The organism is Pseudoduganella flava, from assembly GCF_007830495.1.
In the GTDB taxonomy this organism is placed as follows: domain Bacteria; phylum Pseudomonadota; class Gammaproteobacteria; order Burkholderiales; family Burkholderiaceae_D; genus Rugamonas; species Rugamonas flava.
On the sequence record NZ_VLKW01000001.1, the window covers coordinates 779,255 to 793,902 of the forward strand.

10 protein-coding genes are annotated in these 14,648 nt (G+C 68.4%); 9 read left to right on the top strand and 1 reads right to left on the bottom strand.

Going from position 1 to position 14,648, the window contains the following annotated elements; all coding sequences use genetic code 11:
- The first annotated feature begins 16 nt into the window (after positions 1-16).
- From IP92_RS03425 to cysM, 9 genes are all read left to right on the top strand, one after another.
- Entirely contained in the window at positions 17-1,264 is a 1,248-nt protein-coding gene (locus IP92_RS03425) for a sugar ABC transporter substrate-binding protein (protein ID WP_145873087.1), read from the top strand.
- The gene (locus IP92_RS03430; RefSeq protein WP_145873088.1) at positions 1,261-2,142 is read left to right on the top strand and encodes a carbohydrate ABC transporter permease; all 882 of its coding nucleotides are present in this window, start codon (positions 1,261-1,263) and stop codon (positions 2,140-2,142) included. The genes IP92_RS03425 and IP92_RS03430 overlap by 4 nt, the downstream gene beginning before the upstream one ends.
- Positions 2,139-2,948 (top strand): carbohydrate ABC transporter permease, encoded by an 810-nt coding sequence (locus IP92_RS03435; protein WP_145873089.1) that lies wholly within the window; start codon positions 2,139-2,141, stop codon positions 2,946-2,948. The genes IP92_RS03430 and IP92_RS03435 overlap by 4 nt, the downstream gene beginning before the upstream one ends.
- Positions 2,945-6,061, top strand: a complete 3,117-nt coding sequence (locus IP92_RS03440; protein WP_145873090.1) for a discoidin domain-containing protein — start codon at positions 2,945-2,947, stop codon at positions 6,059-6,061. Before IP92_RS03435 ends, IP92_RS03440 begins: the two co-directional genes overlap by 4 nt.
- On the top strand, positions 6,058-7,449 hold the full coding sequence (locus IP92_RS03445) for a GH1 family beta-glucosidase (RefSeq protein WP_145873091.1): 1,392 nt from the start codon (positions 6,058-6,060) through the stop codon (positions 7,447-7,449). Before IP92_RS03440 ends, IP92_RS03445 begins: the two co-directional genes overlap by 4 nt.
- 11 nt (positions 7,450-7,460) lie before the next feature.
- Positions 7,461-11,273: a GH36-type glycosyl hydrolase domain-containing protein gene (locus IP92_RS03450; RefSeq protein ID WP_158206815.1), complete on the top strand. Its 3,813-nt coding sequence runs from the start codon at positions 7,461-7,463 to the stop codon at positions 11,271-11,273.
- Between the two features lies 1 nt (position 11,274).
- Positions 11,275-12,342, top strand: coding sequence for an ABC transporter ATP-binding protein (locus IP92_RS03455; RefSeq protein WP_145873093.1), 1,068 nt, complete (start codon positions 11,275-11,277; stop codon positions 12,340-12,342).
- 82 nt (positions 12,343-12,424) lie between these two features.
- Positions 12,425-12,967 (top strand): GNAT family N-acetyltransferase, encoded by a 543-nt coding sequence (locus tag IP92_RS03460; RefSeq protein ID WP_145873094.1) that lies wholly within the window; start codon positions 12,425-12,427, stop codon positions 12,965-12,967.
- A 181-nt stretch (positions 12,968-13,148) separates the two neighbouring features.
- Positions 13,149-14,051, top strand: coding sequence for a cysteine synthase CysM (cysM, locus tag IP92_RS03465; protein ID WP_145873095.1), 903 nt, complete (start codon positions 13,149-13,151; stop codon positions 14,049-14,051).
- 67 nt (positions 14,052-14,118) lie between these two features.
- On the opposite strand, the gene IP92_RS03470 is transcribed toward cysM, so the two are convergent.
- Entirely contained in the window at positions 14,119-14,496 is a 378-nt protein-coding gene (locus IP92_RS03470) for a hypothetical protein (protein ID WP_145873096.1), read from the bottom strand.
- Positions 14,497-14,648 lie beyond the last annotated feature (152 nt).

Below are 14,648 nucleotides of genomic sequence, written 5' to 3' on the forward strand. Positions count from 1 at the left end.
CACAGCACTGCGCTCGATGACGGCCGCCGCCATGGCTGCCGCGCTGCCGGCGTGCACCCGTGCGCCGGACGATGGACGCGTGCTGCTGAAGTTCTGGGCGATGGGGCGCGAGGGCGAAGTGGTCGCGCAGCTGATACCGGAGTTCGAGCGGCTGCATCAGGGCGTGAAGGTCGAGGTGCAGCAGCTGCCGTGGACGGCCGCGCACCAGAAGGTGCTGACGGCGTACGCGGGCGACGCGATGCCGGACCTGCTCCAGCTGGGCAATACCTGGGTCGCGGAACTGCAGGCATTGAAGGCGATCGAGCCGCTCGATGCGTATGTGGAGGCGTCGCGCAGCGTCGACCCGAACGATTTTTTCGACGGCATCTGGAACACGAACGTCGTCAATGGCGGCCTGTATGGCGTGCCGTGGTATGTCGACACGCGGGTGATGTTCTACAACCGCGAACTGCTGCGGCGGGCCGGCTGGCGGGAACTGCCGGCAACGTGGGACGGCTGGATGCAGGCGATGCGCGCCGTGAAAAAGCTCGTCGGGCCGGACAAGTACGCGATCCTGCTGCCGCACGAGGAGTTCGCGCCGCTGCTGGTGCTGGCGCTGCAGCAGCCGGACGAGCTGCTGCGCGACGGCGGGCGCTATGGCAATTTCCGCAGTCCGTCGTTCCGCCGCGCGCTGCAGCTGTATGCGGACATGTTCGCGCAAAAGCTGGCGCCGCTGGACCGCGTGTCGAACATCTACCACGAGTTCTCCACCGAGTACGTGTCGTTCTACATCTCGGGCCCGTGGAATATCGGCGAATTCAAGCGGCGCGTGCTGCCGGAGAAGCAGCACACGTGGGCGACAGCGCTGCTGCCCGGCCCGCACGGCCCGGCACCGTCGCTGGCCGGCGGTTCCAGCCTTGCCATGGCGGCCGCTTCGCGCCACAAGCGCGAAGCATGGCAGCTGATCGAATACCTGTCGCAGGTGGATACCGCCGCGCGCTTCAACACGCTGACGGGCAACCTGCCGCCGCGGCGCGCGAACTGGAACGACCCGGGACTGGCGAACGACCCGTATGCGCGGCCGTTCCGCATCCAGCTCGACAACGTGCGGCCCGAGCCGCGCGTGCCGGAATGGGAAAACATCCTGCAGGAGATGCGCGTGATGGGCGAGCGCGTGGCGCACGGCGCGATCGGCGTAGATGCGGCCTGCGTCGAACTGGATGCCAAGGCCGACCGCATCCTTGAAAAACGGCGCTGGATGCTGGCGCGGGGGACCGTGCGATGACGCCGCACGTGCAACGCGCCGCCTGGTGCTTCGTGGCGCCGGCACTGCTGGCGATCGGCGTGTTCTTCTTCCTGCCCGTCGTTGCCGCGCTGGCGATGAGCCTGACGGACTTCGACATCTATGCGCTGGCCGACCTGGCCAACCTGCGCTTCGTGGGCTTGCGCAACTACGCCGAGCTGCTGCAAACGCCGCTGTTCTGGCGCGCACTGGGCAACACGTTTTATTTTGTGATCGTGGGCGTGCCGCTGTCGGTCGCCGCATCGCTGGGGGCCGCGCTGCTGCTGAACTCCCGCGTCACGTGGCTCAAGGGCCTGTTCCGTACCGCGTATTTCGCGCCCGTCGTCACGTCGCTTGTCGCCGTGGCCGTGATCTGGCGTTACGCGCTGCATACCCGCTACGGCATCGTCAACTACGCGCTGGCGCTGCTGGGCATCGACCCGGTCGACTGGCTGGGCGACCCCCACTGGGGCATGCCGGCGATTATCCTGTTCGCCGTGTGGAAGAACTTCGGCTACAACATGATCATCCTGCTGGCCGGCCTGCAAAGCATTCCGCGCGACCTGTACGAGGCGGCCGATATCGACGGCGCCGGCACGTGGGCGCAGTTCCGCTGGGTGACGTGGCCGATGCTGGGGCCGACCCTGGCGATGGTCGGCGTGCTGACGATGGCAGGTTACTTCCAACTGTTCGCGGAACCGTACGTGATGACGCAGGGCGGCCCCGTGCAAAGCACCGTCAGCGTGCTGTACTTCATGTACGAGCAGGGCTTCAAGTGGTGGAACCTGGGCGTCGCATCGAGCGTCGCGTTCGTGCTGTTCGCGATCATGTTTGCCGTGACCATGCTGCAGCTGCGCGTCGCGAAGGGGATCGACGGATGAAGAAGCTGATCCTCAACGCGCTGATGGTGCTGGCCGGCTTCGTGACCGTGTTCCCGCTCGTGTGGATGGTGGCAGTGTCGCTGATGCGGCCCGGCGAATCGAGCGCATATCCGCCGCCGCTGCTGCCGGCCCAGGCCACGCTGCACAACTACCGCGAACTGTTCGCCAATGCCGGCATCGGCCGCTATTTGCTCAACAGCCTGCTGCTGTCGAGCGCCGCGACGGCGCTGTCGCTGATGTTCAACGTGACGGCCGGCTATGCGTTCGCCAAGCTGCGTTTTCGTGGCCGCGAACGGATCTTCCGCACGTTGCTGGCCACGCTCGTGATCCCGGGCCAGGTGGCGATGATGCCGCTGTTCCTGCTGCTCAAGCACATGGGGCTCGTCAACACCTACGCGGGCGTGCTGGTGCCGGCGCTGGCCTCCGTGTTCGGCATCTTCCTCGTGCGGCAGTACGCGCTGTCGATTCCCGATGCGCTGCTGGAGGCGGCGCGGATGGACGGCGCCGGCGAATGGCGCATCTTCCGCACCATCGTGCTGCCGCTGCTGGGGCCCATCCTCGTCACGTTGGCGATCTTCACGTTCCTCGGCACGTGGAACGACTTCATGTGGCCGCTGATCGTGTTGACGGACAAGGACATGTACACGCTGCCCGTCGCGCTGGCGTCGCTGTCGCGCGAGCACGTGCAGGACAACGAGCTGATGATGGCCGGCTCCGTGCTGACCATCGTGCCCGTGCTGCTGCTGTTCCTGGGCCTGCAGCGCTACTACATCCAGGGCCTGCTGGTGGGGAGCGTGAAAGGATGAAGCGGTGGATCGCAACCCTGCTGGCCGTGCCCTTGTTTGCCTCCGCGCAGACGGTGCTGGATGGCTTCGAGACACTCGATGCGTGGCAGGCGCAGGCGTCCGACGGCGTGGCCGCGCGTGCCTCGGCCGCGCCGGGGTGGCAAGGGCAGGCGCTGCGGCTGGACGTCGACTTCGGCGACAAGGGCGGTTACGCGTTCGCGCGCCGCACGCTGCCGCTGGACCTGCCGGACAACTACGAGATCGCGTTCATGGTGAAGGGCGACCTGCCGTCCAATCACCTCGAATTCAAGCTCACTGACGCCTCCGGCGACAACGTGTGGTGGCACCGGCTGCCGGACTACCCGTTCGCCAACGACTGGAAGCTGGTGCGCTTCAAGAAACGGCAAGTCGCCTTCGCGTGGGGGCCGACGAAAGACCGCACGCTGCGCCATGCCGACCGCATCGAGTTCGTCGTCAGCGCCGGCAGCGGCGGTAAAGGATCCGTGTGGATCGACGAGCTGACGTTGCGCGCGCTGCCGCCCGTGCCTGCAACGTGGCCGGCATTGCGGGCCGAGGCCAGCTCGGGCCAGGCGACGATGGCCGTCGATGGCCGGGCCGACACGGCGTGGCAGTCCACGCCGGGCGACAAGCGGCAGGACGTGACGGTGGACCTGGGCGCCGTGCGCGAATTCGGCGGCCTGGTGCTGCGCTGGCTGCCGGGCCGGCACGCCAGCCGCTACGACGTGGCGCTGTCGATGGACGGGCGAACGTGGCAAACGGTGCGCAGCGTCCGCAACGGCAATGGCGGCAGCGATGCGCTGCTGCTGACGGAGTCCGAGGCGCGCTACATCCGCCTGCTGCTGCAGGACGGCCCGGCCGAGAGCTATGCGCTGGCCGAAGTGGAATTGAAGGAGCTGGCGTTCGGGGCGACACCGAATGATTTCATTCGAGCGCTGGCGGTGGAGGCACCGCAGGGCGCGTTCCCGCGCGGCTTCTCCGGCCAGCAGCCCTACTGGACGCTGGTCGGCATCGACGGCGGCGCGCGCCACAGCGCATTGATCGGCGAGGATGGCGCGCTGGAGCCGGCGCGGGGCGGCTACGCCGTCGAACCATTCGTGCTGGCCGACGGCAGGCTGTCCGGCTGGGCCGACGTGGAAGTCACACAATCGCTGCGGGACGATTACCTGCCGATCCCCTCGGTGCACTGGCGCGCGCCCGGCTGGACGCTGACGACGACGGCCAGCGCCGCCGGCACGCCCGACGCTTCGCAACTGCTGGCGCGCTACACGTTGCGCAACCTGAAGGACGTGCCGCAAACGCTCGAGCTGGTGCTGGCCGCGCGGCCGTTCCAGGTCAACGCGCCACGCCAGTTCCTGAACACGCCGGGCGGTTACAGCCCGATCCGCGACATGCGCTGGGACGGCCGCGCGTTGCACGTCGAAGGCCGCCCGCCATTGATACCGCTGCGCGCGCCGGATGCCGTGCAGCTGTCCACGTTCGATGCGGGCCTGCTGCCGTTCGAAGGTGGCAGTGCGGCCGCGGCGGTGCATGACGACACGGGCTTTGCCTCCGGCGCGCTGCGCTGGAAGGTGACGCTGCCGCCGCAGGGCAGCACCGTCATCGGCGCCGTGATGCCGCTGACGGGCGCGTTCGCGGCACCGGCCGACGGCCTGGCGTGGCTGGAGCGTACCGAGGCCCAGGTTGCGGAGACGTGGCGCGCGAAGTTGAGCCAGGTAACGCTGACGGTGCCGCCGGCCGGCAAGCGCATGGCCGATACGGTGCGCTCGTCGCTGGCGCACATCCTGATGACGCGCGACGGCGCCGCGATCCAGCCCGGCACGCGCTCCTACCTGCGCTCGTGGATCCGCGACGGCGCGATGATGTCCGAGGCGCTGCTGCGGATGGGCATGCCGGACGTGGCGGCCGACTACCTGCGCTGGTACGCGCCTTACCAGTTCGACAACGGCAAGGTGCCGTGCTGCGTCGATGCGCGCGGCGCCGACCCGGTGCCGGAGAACGACAGCCATGGCGAATTCATCTTCCTTGCGTCGGAGCTGTACCGCTACACGGGCGACAAGGCCGCGCTGCAAGCCGTGTGGCCGAGGGTCGCGGCGGCGGCGCGCTACATGGAATCGCTGCGCCAGTCCGAGCGCACGCCGGCGCAACGGGGCACGCCTCTGTTCGGCCTGATGCCCGCGTCGATCAGTCACGAAGGCTATTCGGAAAAGCCGATGCATTCGTACTGGGACGACTTCTGGGCGCTGCGCGGCTACAAGGACGCGGTGACGATCGCGCAAGCGCTGGGCCGCCGGGCGGAGGCCCGCAAGCTGGCGCGCCAGCGCGATGCATTCCGCCGCGACTTGTATGCGTCGCTGGATGCGGCCACGCACCGGCACGGCATCGGCTACCTGCCGGGTGCCGCCGAGCTGGGCGACTTCGACCCGACGTCGACGACGATCGCGCTGACGCCGGGCGGCGAACAGCAACACCTGCCGCGCGCGTTGGTGGAGGAGACGTACCGCAAGTACTGGGACTTCTTCACGGCGCGGCGTGACGGTACGAAGGCTTGGGACGACTACACGCCGTACGAGCTGCGCAACGTCAGCGCGTTCGTGCGGCTGGGCTGGCGCGACAAGGCCGAGCAACTGCTGGCTTACTTCTACGCTGACCAGCGCCCGCGCGCGTGGAACCAGTGGGCCGAAGTGGTCGGCCGCGATGCCCGCACGCCGCGCTTCCTGGGCGACATGCCGCATGGCTGGATTGCGTCGGACTTCCTGCGTGCCGCACTGGATTCGTTTGCGTACGAGCGCGAGCCGGACCACGCGCTCCTGCTGGCTGAAGGCATTCCGCTGGCGTGGCTGATCGGTGACGGCATCGCGATCCGCGGCCTGCGCACGCCGTACGGCCAGCTCGGCTACCGGTTGCGCCGCACCGGCGGACAAATGACGCTGGACGTCGCTGCCGGCCTGACCATTCCGCCGGGCGGCATCGTGCTGCGCTGGCCCTACGGCGGCCCGCCCGGCGCCGCGCGGCTCAACGGCCGGCCGGTGCGCTGGCGCGATGGCGCCATCACGATCCGCGCGCTGCCCGCAACCCTCTACATTGACATCCCTGACGAGGTGACACGACCATGACCAGACCGATCCGGTTTCCTTCCAACTTCCTGTGGGGCACGGCCACGTCCGCGTACCAGATCGAGGGGTCGCCGCTCGCGGACGGCGCCGGCCACAGCATCTGGACCCGCTTTGCCGCCACACCCGGCCGCATCGCCAACGGCGACACAGGCGATGTCGCGTGCGACCACTACCGCCGCTGGCGCGACGACGTCGCGCTGATGCGGCAGCTGGGCATGAAGGCCTACCGTTTCTCGATTGCGTGGAGCCGCATCCTGCCGCAAGGGACGGGCGCCGTGAACGAAGCGGGCCTGGCGTTCTACGACCGGCTGATCGACGAGCTGCTGGCGAACGGCATCGAGCCGATGGTCACGCTGTACCACTGGGACCTGCCGGCCGCGCTGGACGACCGGGGCGGCTGGCTCAATCCCGACATTGCCGACTGGTTCGCCGCGTACGCACGCATCGTGTTCGACCGCTACGACGACCGGGTGCGCCACTGGGTCACGCTGAACGAGCCATGGGTGGTGACGGACGGCGGCTATCTGCATGGCACCCTCGCGCCGGGACACCGTAACGCATACGAGGCGCCGATCGCCAGCCACAACCTGCTGCGCGCGCATGGCGCGGCCGTGCAGGTGTACCGCGAGATCGGCAGGCATCAAATCGGCCTCGTCGTCAACATCGAGCCGAAGTACCCGGCATCCGATGCGCCGGAAGACGTGGCGGCCACGCGCCGCGCGGACGCCTACATGAACCGGCAATACCTCGACCCCGTGTTCCTGGGCAGTTATCCGGCCGAGCTGAAGGAGATCTTCGGGCCGGCCTGGCCCGACTGGCCGGCGCGGGACTTCGACCTGATCTCCCAGAAGCTCGACTTCATCGGCATCAACTACTACACCCGCAACGTGTGCCGGCACGACGGAGCGAACTGGCCGCTGCAGGTGGCGCCCGTGCGCCAGCCGCAGGCCACGTACACGGAAACGGGCTGGGAGGTGTTCCCGCAGGGGCTCACCGATACCCTGGTCGGCTTCAAGCGGCGCTATGGCGACATGCCCGTCTACGTGATGGAGAACGGCTCGGCCTTCTACGACCCGCCGCAGGCGGCGCACGGCCGGGTGCACGACCCGCTGCGGATGGACTGCCTGCGCGGCAATATCGCCGCGCTCGCGGCCGCGATCGAGCAGGGCGTCGATCTGCGCGGCTACATGGTATGGTCGCTGCTCGACAATCTGGAATGGTCGCTGGGATTTGCCAAGCGCTTCGGCATTGTCCACGTGGATTTCGCAACCCAGCGGCGCACACCGAAGGACAGCGCTCTGCTGTATGCGCGCATCGTCGCCAGCAACGGCGCGTGCCTGGATGAGGACATCGGTAACGATATAGCTAACGACTCGAGGGAAGCATGAGGGGAGACATCATGGCAACTCTGGAACCGGCGAACCTGTCGCCCACCCGCTTGAACCCGAACGCCCGGCTGCTGTCGAATGGCCGCCTGACGACCTTGATCACCGAATCCGGCAGCGGCTTCACGCGTGCCGGCGACATCGCGCTGACGCGCTGGAACGGCGACCGCGTCGAGGATGCGGAAGGCTGGTTCTTCTACCTGCGCGACGCCGAAACGCATGACCTGTGGTCGCTCGGCGCCCAGCCCAGCGCGGAGCCGCACCAGCCCGACCTGCAGCGCGCCGCCGGCGCCGGCAGCGCCAGCATGTGGCTGGAGGTGTCGGCGTACGGCATCCTCGCCCACATGGAGGTGGCCGTGCACCCGGAGCGCGACGTCGAGCTGCGCAGCCTCGTCGTCACGAACCTGTCCGGCCGCTCGCGGCTCATTGAACTGACGAGCTATCTCGAAGTGGTGCTGAACCGCCAGGCGGACGAAGCGTCGCACCCGGCGTTTTCCAAGCTGTTCGTGCAGACGGAGCACGACCCGGCCACGGGCGCCTTGCTGGCGCACCGGCGCCCCCGCGGCGCCAACGAGGCGGGGCTGTGGATGGTCAACGCGGCCATTGGCGGCAGCGACCCGCAATTCGAAACGGACCGCGCGGCGTTCATCGGCCGCGGGCGCGACGTGTGCCATCCGCAGGGTATCGATGGCCCGCTGAACGGCGGGGCCGGCAATGTGCTGGACCCGGCGATGGCACTGCGCCGCACCTTGGCGCTGGGCGTCGGCGAGCAAGTGCGGCTGGTGTTCATGCTGGGCACGGCCGCTACGCGCGACGACGCGCTGGCGCTGGCGGCCGCGCTGCCGCAGATGAACGTGCCGGCCGTGCTGTCGGACGCGCAGACGCGCGAGACGGTGCTGCTCGAAGAGGCGGGCATGCCGCCCAGCCAGGCCGAGTACTACCACCAGCTGGCCGCGGCGGTGCTGTATGGCCAGTCGGCCGTGCGGGCCGACGCGGCCGCGATCACGCCCGCGCCCAGCGACAGGGCAAAATACGGCGTGCCCGCCGGGCCGCTGGCGATCGTCCACACGGCCGGGCCGGACGACCTGATGCTGCAGGCGCTGCTGTCGGCGCGGCGCTACTGGCAGACCAAGGGCATCGACCTGCCGATGCTGGTACTGGACGAATACGGCAACCACGTCGCCGCCGAGCCGGGCGTGCTGGTGCGGCGCCTGGGCGACTTTGCGCCGGGCGACCTGGCGCAGTTCGAGCGCACGGCGCAGCTGGTCATCCGCGGCAAGCTGCCGGCGCTGTCCCGGCCGGACGGCTATGCGGCCGTGCCGCCATTGCGGCCCCTCGCGGCGCAGGAACATCCGGCCACGGCCGAGCGGCCGCCGCTGCGCTGCTTCAACGGCTACGGCGGCTTCAACGACGCGGGCGACGAATACGTGATCCGGCTCGACTTCGACAAGGCGCGGCACCGGCTGCGCCGCCCGCCGCTGGCGTGGAGCAATGCGATCTCGAACGAGCGCTTCGGCTGCATCGTCAGCGACAGCGGGGCGGGGTACACGTGGAGCCGCAACAGCCGCGTGCACCGGCTCACGCCGTGGTTCAACGATCCGATCGCCGACCCGCACGGCGAGGCGCTGTACGTGCGCGACGAGGACACGGGCGCCTACTGGTCGCCATTGCCGGGCCCCGTGCCGGCCGCCGCCGACTACGAGGCGGCGCACGGCTTCGGCTACACGCGCTTCGACCATGTGAGCCATGGGCTGCGCCAGCAAACGCTGGTGTTCGTGCCGCGCACGGATCCCGTCAAGATCGTCCAGGTGACCATCACCAATATCGGGCCGGCGCCGCGCCGCCTCGCGCTGTTCTCGATGCAGCAGCTGGTGCTGGGCGGGACGGCGGACAGCGCCCGTTACGTCGTCACTGAATACGATGCCGCGTTCGATACGCTGCTGGCGACGAACGCGGAGGCAGGCGCCTTCGCCGACGGCATCACGTTTGCCGCGGCTGCCGCACCGGGCGCGCAGGTGACGCATTTCTCGGCCGACCGCGCCGCCTTAATCGGCCGCCACGGCAATCCGATCCGCCCGGCCGCGCTGGCCACGCCGGCCCTCGACCATGCCACCGGCGCGGGGCTCGATCCCTGCGCCGCGTTCCAGGCGGTGTACGACGTGCCGCCCGGCGCGACGATCACGTGCGCGTTCCTGCTGGGCGAGGCGCAGGCACGCGACACGGCGCTGGCGCTGGTGCGGCGCTATCGCGACCCGGCCGCCGTCACTGCCGCACTGGACGAGGTGGTGGCGTTCTGGCGCGCGACGGTGGGCGCCGTGCGTGTCGAGACACCGGTACCCGCGATCGACCTGATGATGAACGGCTGGCTCACGTACCAGAACCTGTCGTGTCGGATCTGGGGCCGCTCGGCGTTCTACCAGTCCGGCGGCGCGTTCGGCTTCCGCGACCAGCTGCAGGACGCGTCGGCGATGCTCTATGCGCGGCCGGACCTGACGCGCCAGCAGATCCGCCTGCACGCGGCCCACCAGTTCGAGGAAGGCGACGTGCTGCACTGGTGGCATCCGGCACCAATGGAGCAGGGCTTGCGCACGCGCTTCTCGGACGACCTGTGCTGGCTGCCGTGGATCACCGCGTTCTACGTGAAGACGACGGGCGACTGGGGCGTGCTGGACGAGGTGGAGCCGTTCCTGACGGCGCGCCAGCTGGCCGACGGCGAGGACGAGGTGTACCTGAAGCCGGCGCTGGCCGGCACCAGCGCGGACGTGTACGAACACTGCTGCCGCGCGCTGGACCGCTCGCTGACGCAGGGCGCGCACGGCCTGCCGCTGATGGGCACCGGCGACTGGAACGACGGCATGAACCGCGTCGGCCGCGAGGGCAAGGGCGAGAGCGTGTGGATGGGCTTCTTCCTGACACGCATCCTGCGCGACTTCCTGCCGATCTGCGAGCAGCGCCGCGACACCGCCCGCGTCAAGGCGTACACGGACTACCTGGCGCACCTGGGCGAGGCGCTGAACGACGGCGGCTGGGATGGCGAATGGTACCGCCGCGCGTACTACGACAACGGCGCGGTGATCGGCTCGAAGGACAGCGACGAGTGCCGCATCGATGCGCTGGCGCAGGCGTGGGCCGTGATGTCGGAAGCGGCACCGCCTGACCGCGCGCGCCAGGCGCTCGATGCGATGGAAGCGCAGCTGGTGTCCGAACAGGATGGCCTGATCCGGCTGTTGACGCCGCCGTTCGTCGACACGCCGCACGATCCCGGCTACATCAAGGGCTATGTGGCGGGCGTGCGCGAGAACGGCGGCCAGTACACGCATGCCGCCTGCTGGGCCGTGCGCGCGCTGGCCGAGGCGGGCCGGCGGGGCCGCGCGGCAAAGCTGCTGGAGATGCTGTCGCCCGTCACCCATGCGCGCGACGAGGCGGCGGCGAACGTCTACAAGGTCGAGCCTTACGTGGTGGCGGCGGACGTGTATGGCGCCGAGCCGCACGTGGGGCGGGGCGGCTGGACGTGGTACACCGGCTCGTCGGGCTGGCTGTTCCGCGTGGGCCTCGAGTCCGTGTTGGGCTGCACGATCGAGGATGGCGACACGCTGGTGGTCGCGCCGCGCGTGCCGGACGACTGGCCGGAGTTTACCGTGCACCTGCAGCTGCCGGCCGGCTGCACGTACGACGTCACGGTGCGCAATCCGAACGGCACCGCGGCCAAGGTGATCGACATCGCCGTGGATGGCGTGCCGCTGCATCCGGCGGACGGCACCGCGCGGATCCCGCTGCTGCGCGACGGCAAAGCGCACGCGGTGGAGATCGTGCTGGGGAGCGCATGACATGGCGGGGCTGACGATCCGGGGTGTGAAGAAGCGCTTCAACGACACGACGATCCTGCACGGTATCGACCTCGATATCGCCGACGGCGAGTTCGTCGTGTTCGTCGGGCCGTCCGGCTGCGGCAAGTCGACGTTGCTGCGCACGATCTGCGGCCTGGAGGAACCGGACGACGGCAACATCGCGATCGGCGGGCACGACATGACGAACGTGCCGCCGGCGCAGCGCGGCATTGCGATGGTGTTCCAGAGCTATGCGCTGTATCCGCACATGACCGTCTACGAGAACATGGCGTTCGCGCTGAAGCTGGCGGGCACGCCGGCGGCGACGATCCGCGACAAGGTGCTGGCCGCCGCCGGCAGCCTGCGCATCGAGGCGCTGCTGGAGCGCAAGCCGAAGGAGCTGTCCGGCGGGCAGCGCCAGCGCGTGGCGATCGGCCGCGCGATCGTGCGGCACCCGGAAGTATTCCTGTTCGACGAGCCGCTGTCGAACCTGGACGCGGCGCTGCGCGTGCAGATGCGCATCGAGTTGAAGAACCTGCACCGCACGTTGAAGAGCACGATGATCTACGTGACGCACGACCAGGTGGAAGCAATGACCCTGGCGGACCGCATCGTCGTGCTGCGCGGCGGGAAGGTCGAGCAGATCGGCCCGCCCCTGGAACTGTACAACCGGCCGGACAATCTCTTCGTGGCCGGCTTCATGGGCTCCCCGGCGATGAACTTCCTGCGCGGCGCCGCCGACGGTGCGGGCGGCGTCACGCTTGCGGCCGGGGCCCGCGTGGCGTCGTCCGCCGCGGCTGACCTCGTGTCCGGTGCGCCTGTCACGCTGGGCGTGCGCTCCGAACACGTGGCGCTGGCCGACGGCGGCGACGGAATCCGCGCCGTCGTGCAGACGGTCGAACTGCTGGGCGACTTCAGCTACGTCTACCTGCAGACGGAAAGCTCGGGCGAAGCGATCGTCGCCCGCGCCGGCAGCGACGCGACATGGCGCCCGGGCCAGCAGGCGACCGTCACCGCCGCCGCGCAGGCGTGGCACGTGTTCGACAGCGACGGCAAGGCGCGGCGCTGATTACTGACGAGTCTGTGTCCATTTTCCACAGACTGGCGTCAGACCCGGACATCGGACACGAGCTCAACTGTAGAATGCTGCAATGATCACGATCCGCCCCGCCACCAGCGCCGACCTGCCGGCCTTCTTCATCTACCTGGACGACCACCTGCGCGACAACGGCGCCGCAGGCGCGCCGCTGTTCCAGCCGATGCCACGCGCGCACTCGATGTTCCCGCCGGAGAAGCGGGCGTCGTTTGGCCATGGCTTGGCGACGGCGCTGACGGAGAGCGGCTGGCGCCGGCTGTGGCTCGCGTTCGACGGCGCGCACATCGCCGGCCACATCGACCTGCGCGCGCGCCCGGAGCCGGCGGCACGCCATCGCGTGCTGCTCGGCATGGGCGTGCACCGCGACGCGCGGCGCCATGGCCTCGGCATGCGCTTGCTGGACGCAGCGATCGGCTGGGCCTCGGGCGTGGAGACGCTGGCGTGGATCGATCTCGAAGTCCTCGCCGTCAACGCCCCCGCCCGCGCGCTGTACCGCAAGCGCGGCTTCGTGCAGACGGGCGAGATCGCCGACCTGTTCCGCATCGATGGCGAATCGCTGGGGTACTGCTATATGAGCCTGGCGCTGCAGCGCGGCTGAGCCTGTGTCCACCTCGGGGTCAACCCCGTTTTCGGACACGAGCTCGGCAGGACAACTGTCGAGCCCGTGTCCGTTTTCAGGGTTGACCCCACGGTGGACACGGGCTCAGCAGTCAGGCCATTCCGAGCGCGGCACCGGCAACCGGATTAAAATGCTTCTTTTCGCGAAGAGAAGAACACGCATGGCATACAAAACTATTGCCGATACGATCGGCAACACGCCGCTGGTCCAGCTGGTGCGCCTGCCGGGCGCGGAGGCTGCGGCGCGTAACAACGTCATCCTGGGCAAGCTGGAGGGCGACAATCCGGCCGGTTCCGTGAAGGATCGGGCGGCGATGTCGATGTTGCGCCGCGCCGAGGAGCGCGGCGACATCAAGCCGGGCGACACGCTGATCGAAGCCACCAGCGGCAATACCGGCATCGCGCTGGCGATGGCGGCGGCGATCCGCGGCTACAAGATGGTGCTGTTGATGCCGGAGAACCTGTCCGAGGAGCGGCGCCAGAGCATGGCGGCGTATGGCGCGCAGATCGTGCTGACGCCGAAGACGGGCGGCATGGAGTATGCCCGCGACCTGGCCGAGCAGATGCAGCGCGACGGCAAGGGCATCATCCTCGACCAGTTCGCGAACGCGGACAATCCGCGCGCCCACTACGAGTCGACCGGCCCGGAAATCTGGCGCGACACGGAAGGCCGCATCACGCACTTCGTCTCCGCGATGGGCACCACCGGCACGATCATGGGCGTGTCGCAGTACCTGAAGGAGCAGAACGAGAACATCCGCATCATCGGCGCGCAGCCGGAAGAGGGCTCGTCGATCCCCGGCATCCGCAAATGGCCGGAAGCGTACCTGCCGAAGATCTTCGACAAGGCGCGCGTGGACCAGATCGAATCCGTGTCGCAGGCCGCGGCCGAACGCATGGCGCGCCGGATGGCCGCCGAAGAGGGCATCTTCTGCGGCATCTCCGCAGCGGGCGCGTGCGAAATCGCGCTGCGCATCTCGCAGACGGTGGAAAACGCGACGATCGTGTTCATCGTCTGCGACCGGGGCGACCGTTACCTGTCCACCGGCGTGTTCCCGGCCTGACGCCGCGGCGCACAGCTGGAAACACAGGTAGAAAAAAAGCCGGGCTTGCCCGGCTTTCGTTTAACAATCAGCCGTTATTGCTGTTGTTGTTCGTATTGTTCGTCGCGTTCCCGGCGGCCGCTGGCGTTTCGCCTTCCTTCGGCTTGAACTGCTTGTCGCTGATGCGGAACTTGTTGCGGCGGTCGCCCATCAGGTAGCGCAGATCGCGGATCGACAGATCGCTCACCTCGTGCATGCGGATCAGCAGCGATGCGCCGACCGGCAGACGATGGTGACGGATCTTGCTGATGACCGGCGGCGCGACTTCCAGCGCGCGCGACAGCGCAGCGTCGTTCTTCAGGCGCAGGTTTTCGATCAGCGTGTCCAGCAGGCGGTTCGGGTTGTACTGCAGCAGATCGTCGCCTTCCGAATCGTTGTTCATATCAATGCCGACTTGGTTTGTCATGATGCGTCTGTTCCTTCTGTAAAGTTTGTCCTGCAAAGTGAAACACTCGGAGCTCATGCTGCGCGTTGAAGTTCTTCCTTCACCGAGGAACGATTCACACACGATTCCGGGATAACAAGTTTCATAATATATACACAATTGTACAACATCAT

What these genes read in the sequence shown, in the direction of transcription:
- IP92_RS03425 (WP_145873087.1), top strand. Translation starts at nt 17, where the DNA reads ATGACGGCCGCCGCCATGGCTGCCGCGCTGCCGGCGTGCACCCGTGCG.
- IP92_RS03430 (WP_145873088.1), top strand. Translation starts at nt 1,261, where the DNA reads ATGACGCCGCACGTGCAACGCGCCGCCTGGTGCTTCGTGGCGCCGGCA.
- IP92_RS03435 (WP_145873089.1), top strand. Translation starts at nt 2,139, where the DNA reads ATGAAGAAGCTGATCCTCAACGCGCTGATGGTGCTGGCCGGCTTCGTG.
- IP92_RS03440 (WP_145873090.1), top strand. Translation starts at nt 2,945, where the DNA reads ATGAAGCGGTGGATCGCAACCCTGCTGGCCGTGCCCTTGTTTGCCTCC.
- IP92_RS03445 (WP_145873091.1), top strand. Translation starts at nt 6,058, where the DNA reads ATGACCAGACCGATCCGGTTTCCTTCCAACTTCCTGTGGGGCACGGCC.
- IP92_RS03450 (WP_158206815.1), top strand. Translation starts at nt 7,461, where the DNA reads ATGGCAACTCTGGAACCGGCGAACCTGTCGCCCACCCGCTTGAACCCG.
- IP92_RS03455 (WP_145873093.1), top strand. Translation starts at nt 11,275, where the DNA reads ATGGCGGGGCTGACGATCCGGGGTGTGAAGAAGCGCTTCAACGACACG.
- IP92_RS03460 (WP_145873094.1), top strand. Translation starts at nt 12,425, where the DNA reads ATGATCACGATCCGCCCCGCCACCAGCGCCGACCTGCCGGCCTTCTTC.
- cysM (WP_145873095.1), top strand. Translation starts at nt 13,149, where the DNA reads ATGGCATACAAAACTATTGCCGATACGATCGGCAACACGCCGCTGGTC.
- IP92_RS03470 (WP_145873096.1), bottom strand. Translation starts at nt 14,496, where the DNA reads ATGACAAACCAAGTCGGCATTGATATGAACAACGATTCGGAAGGCGAC.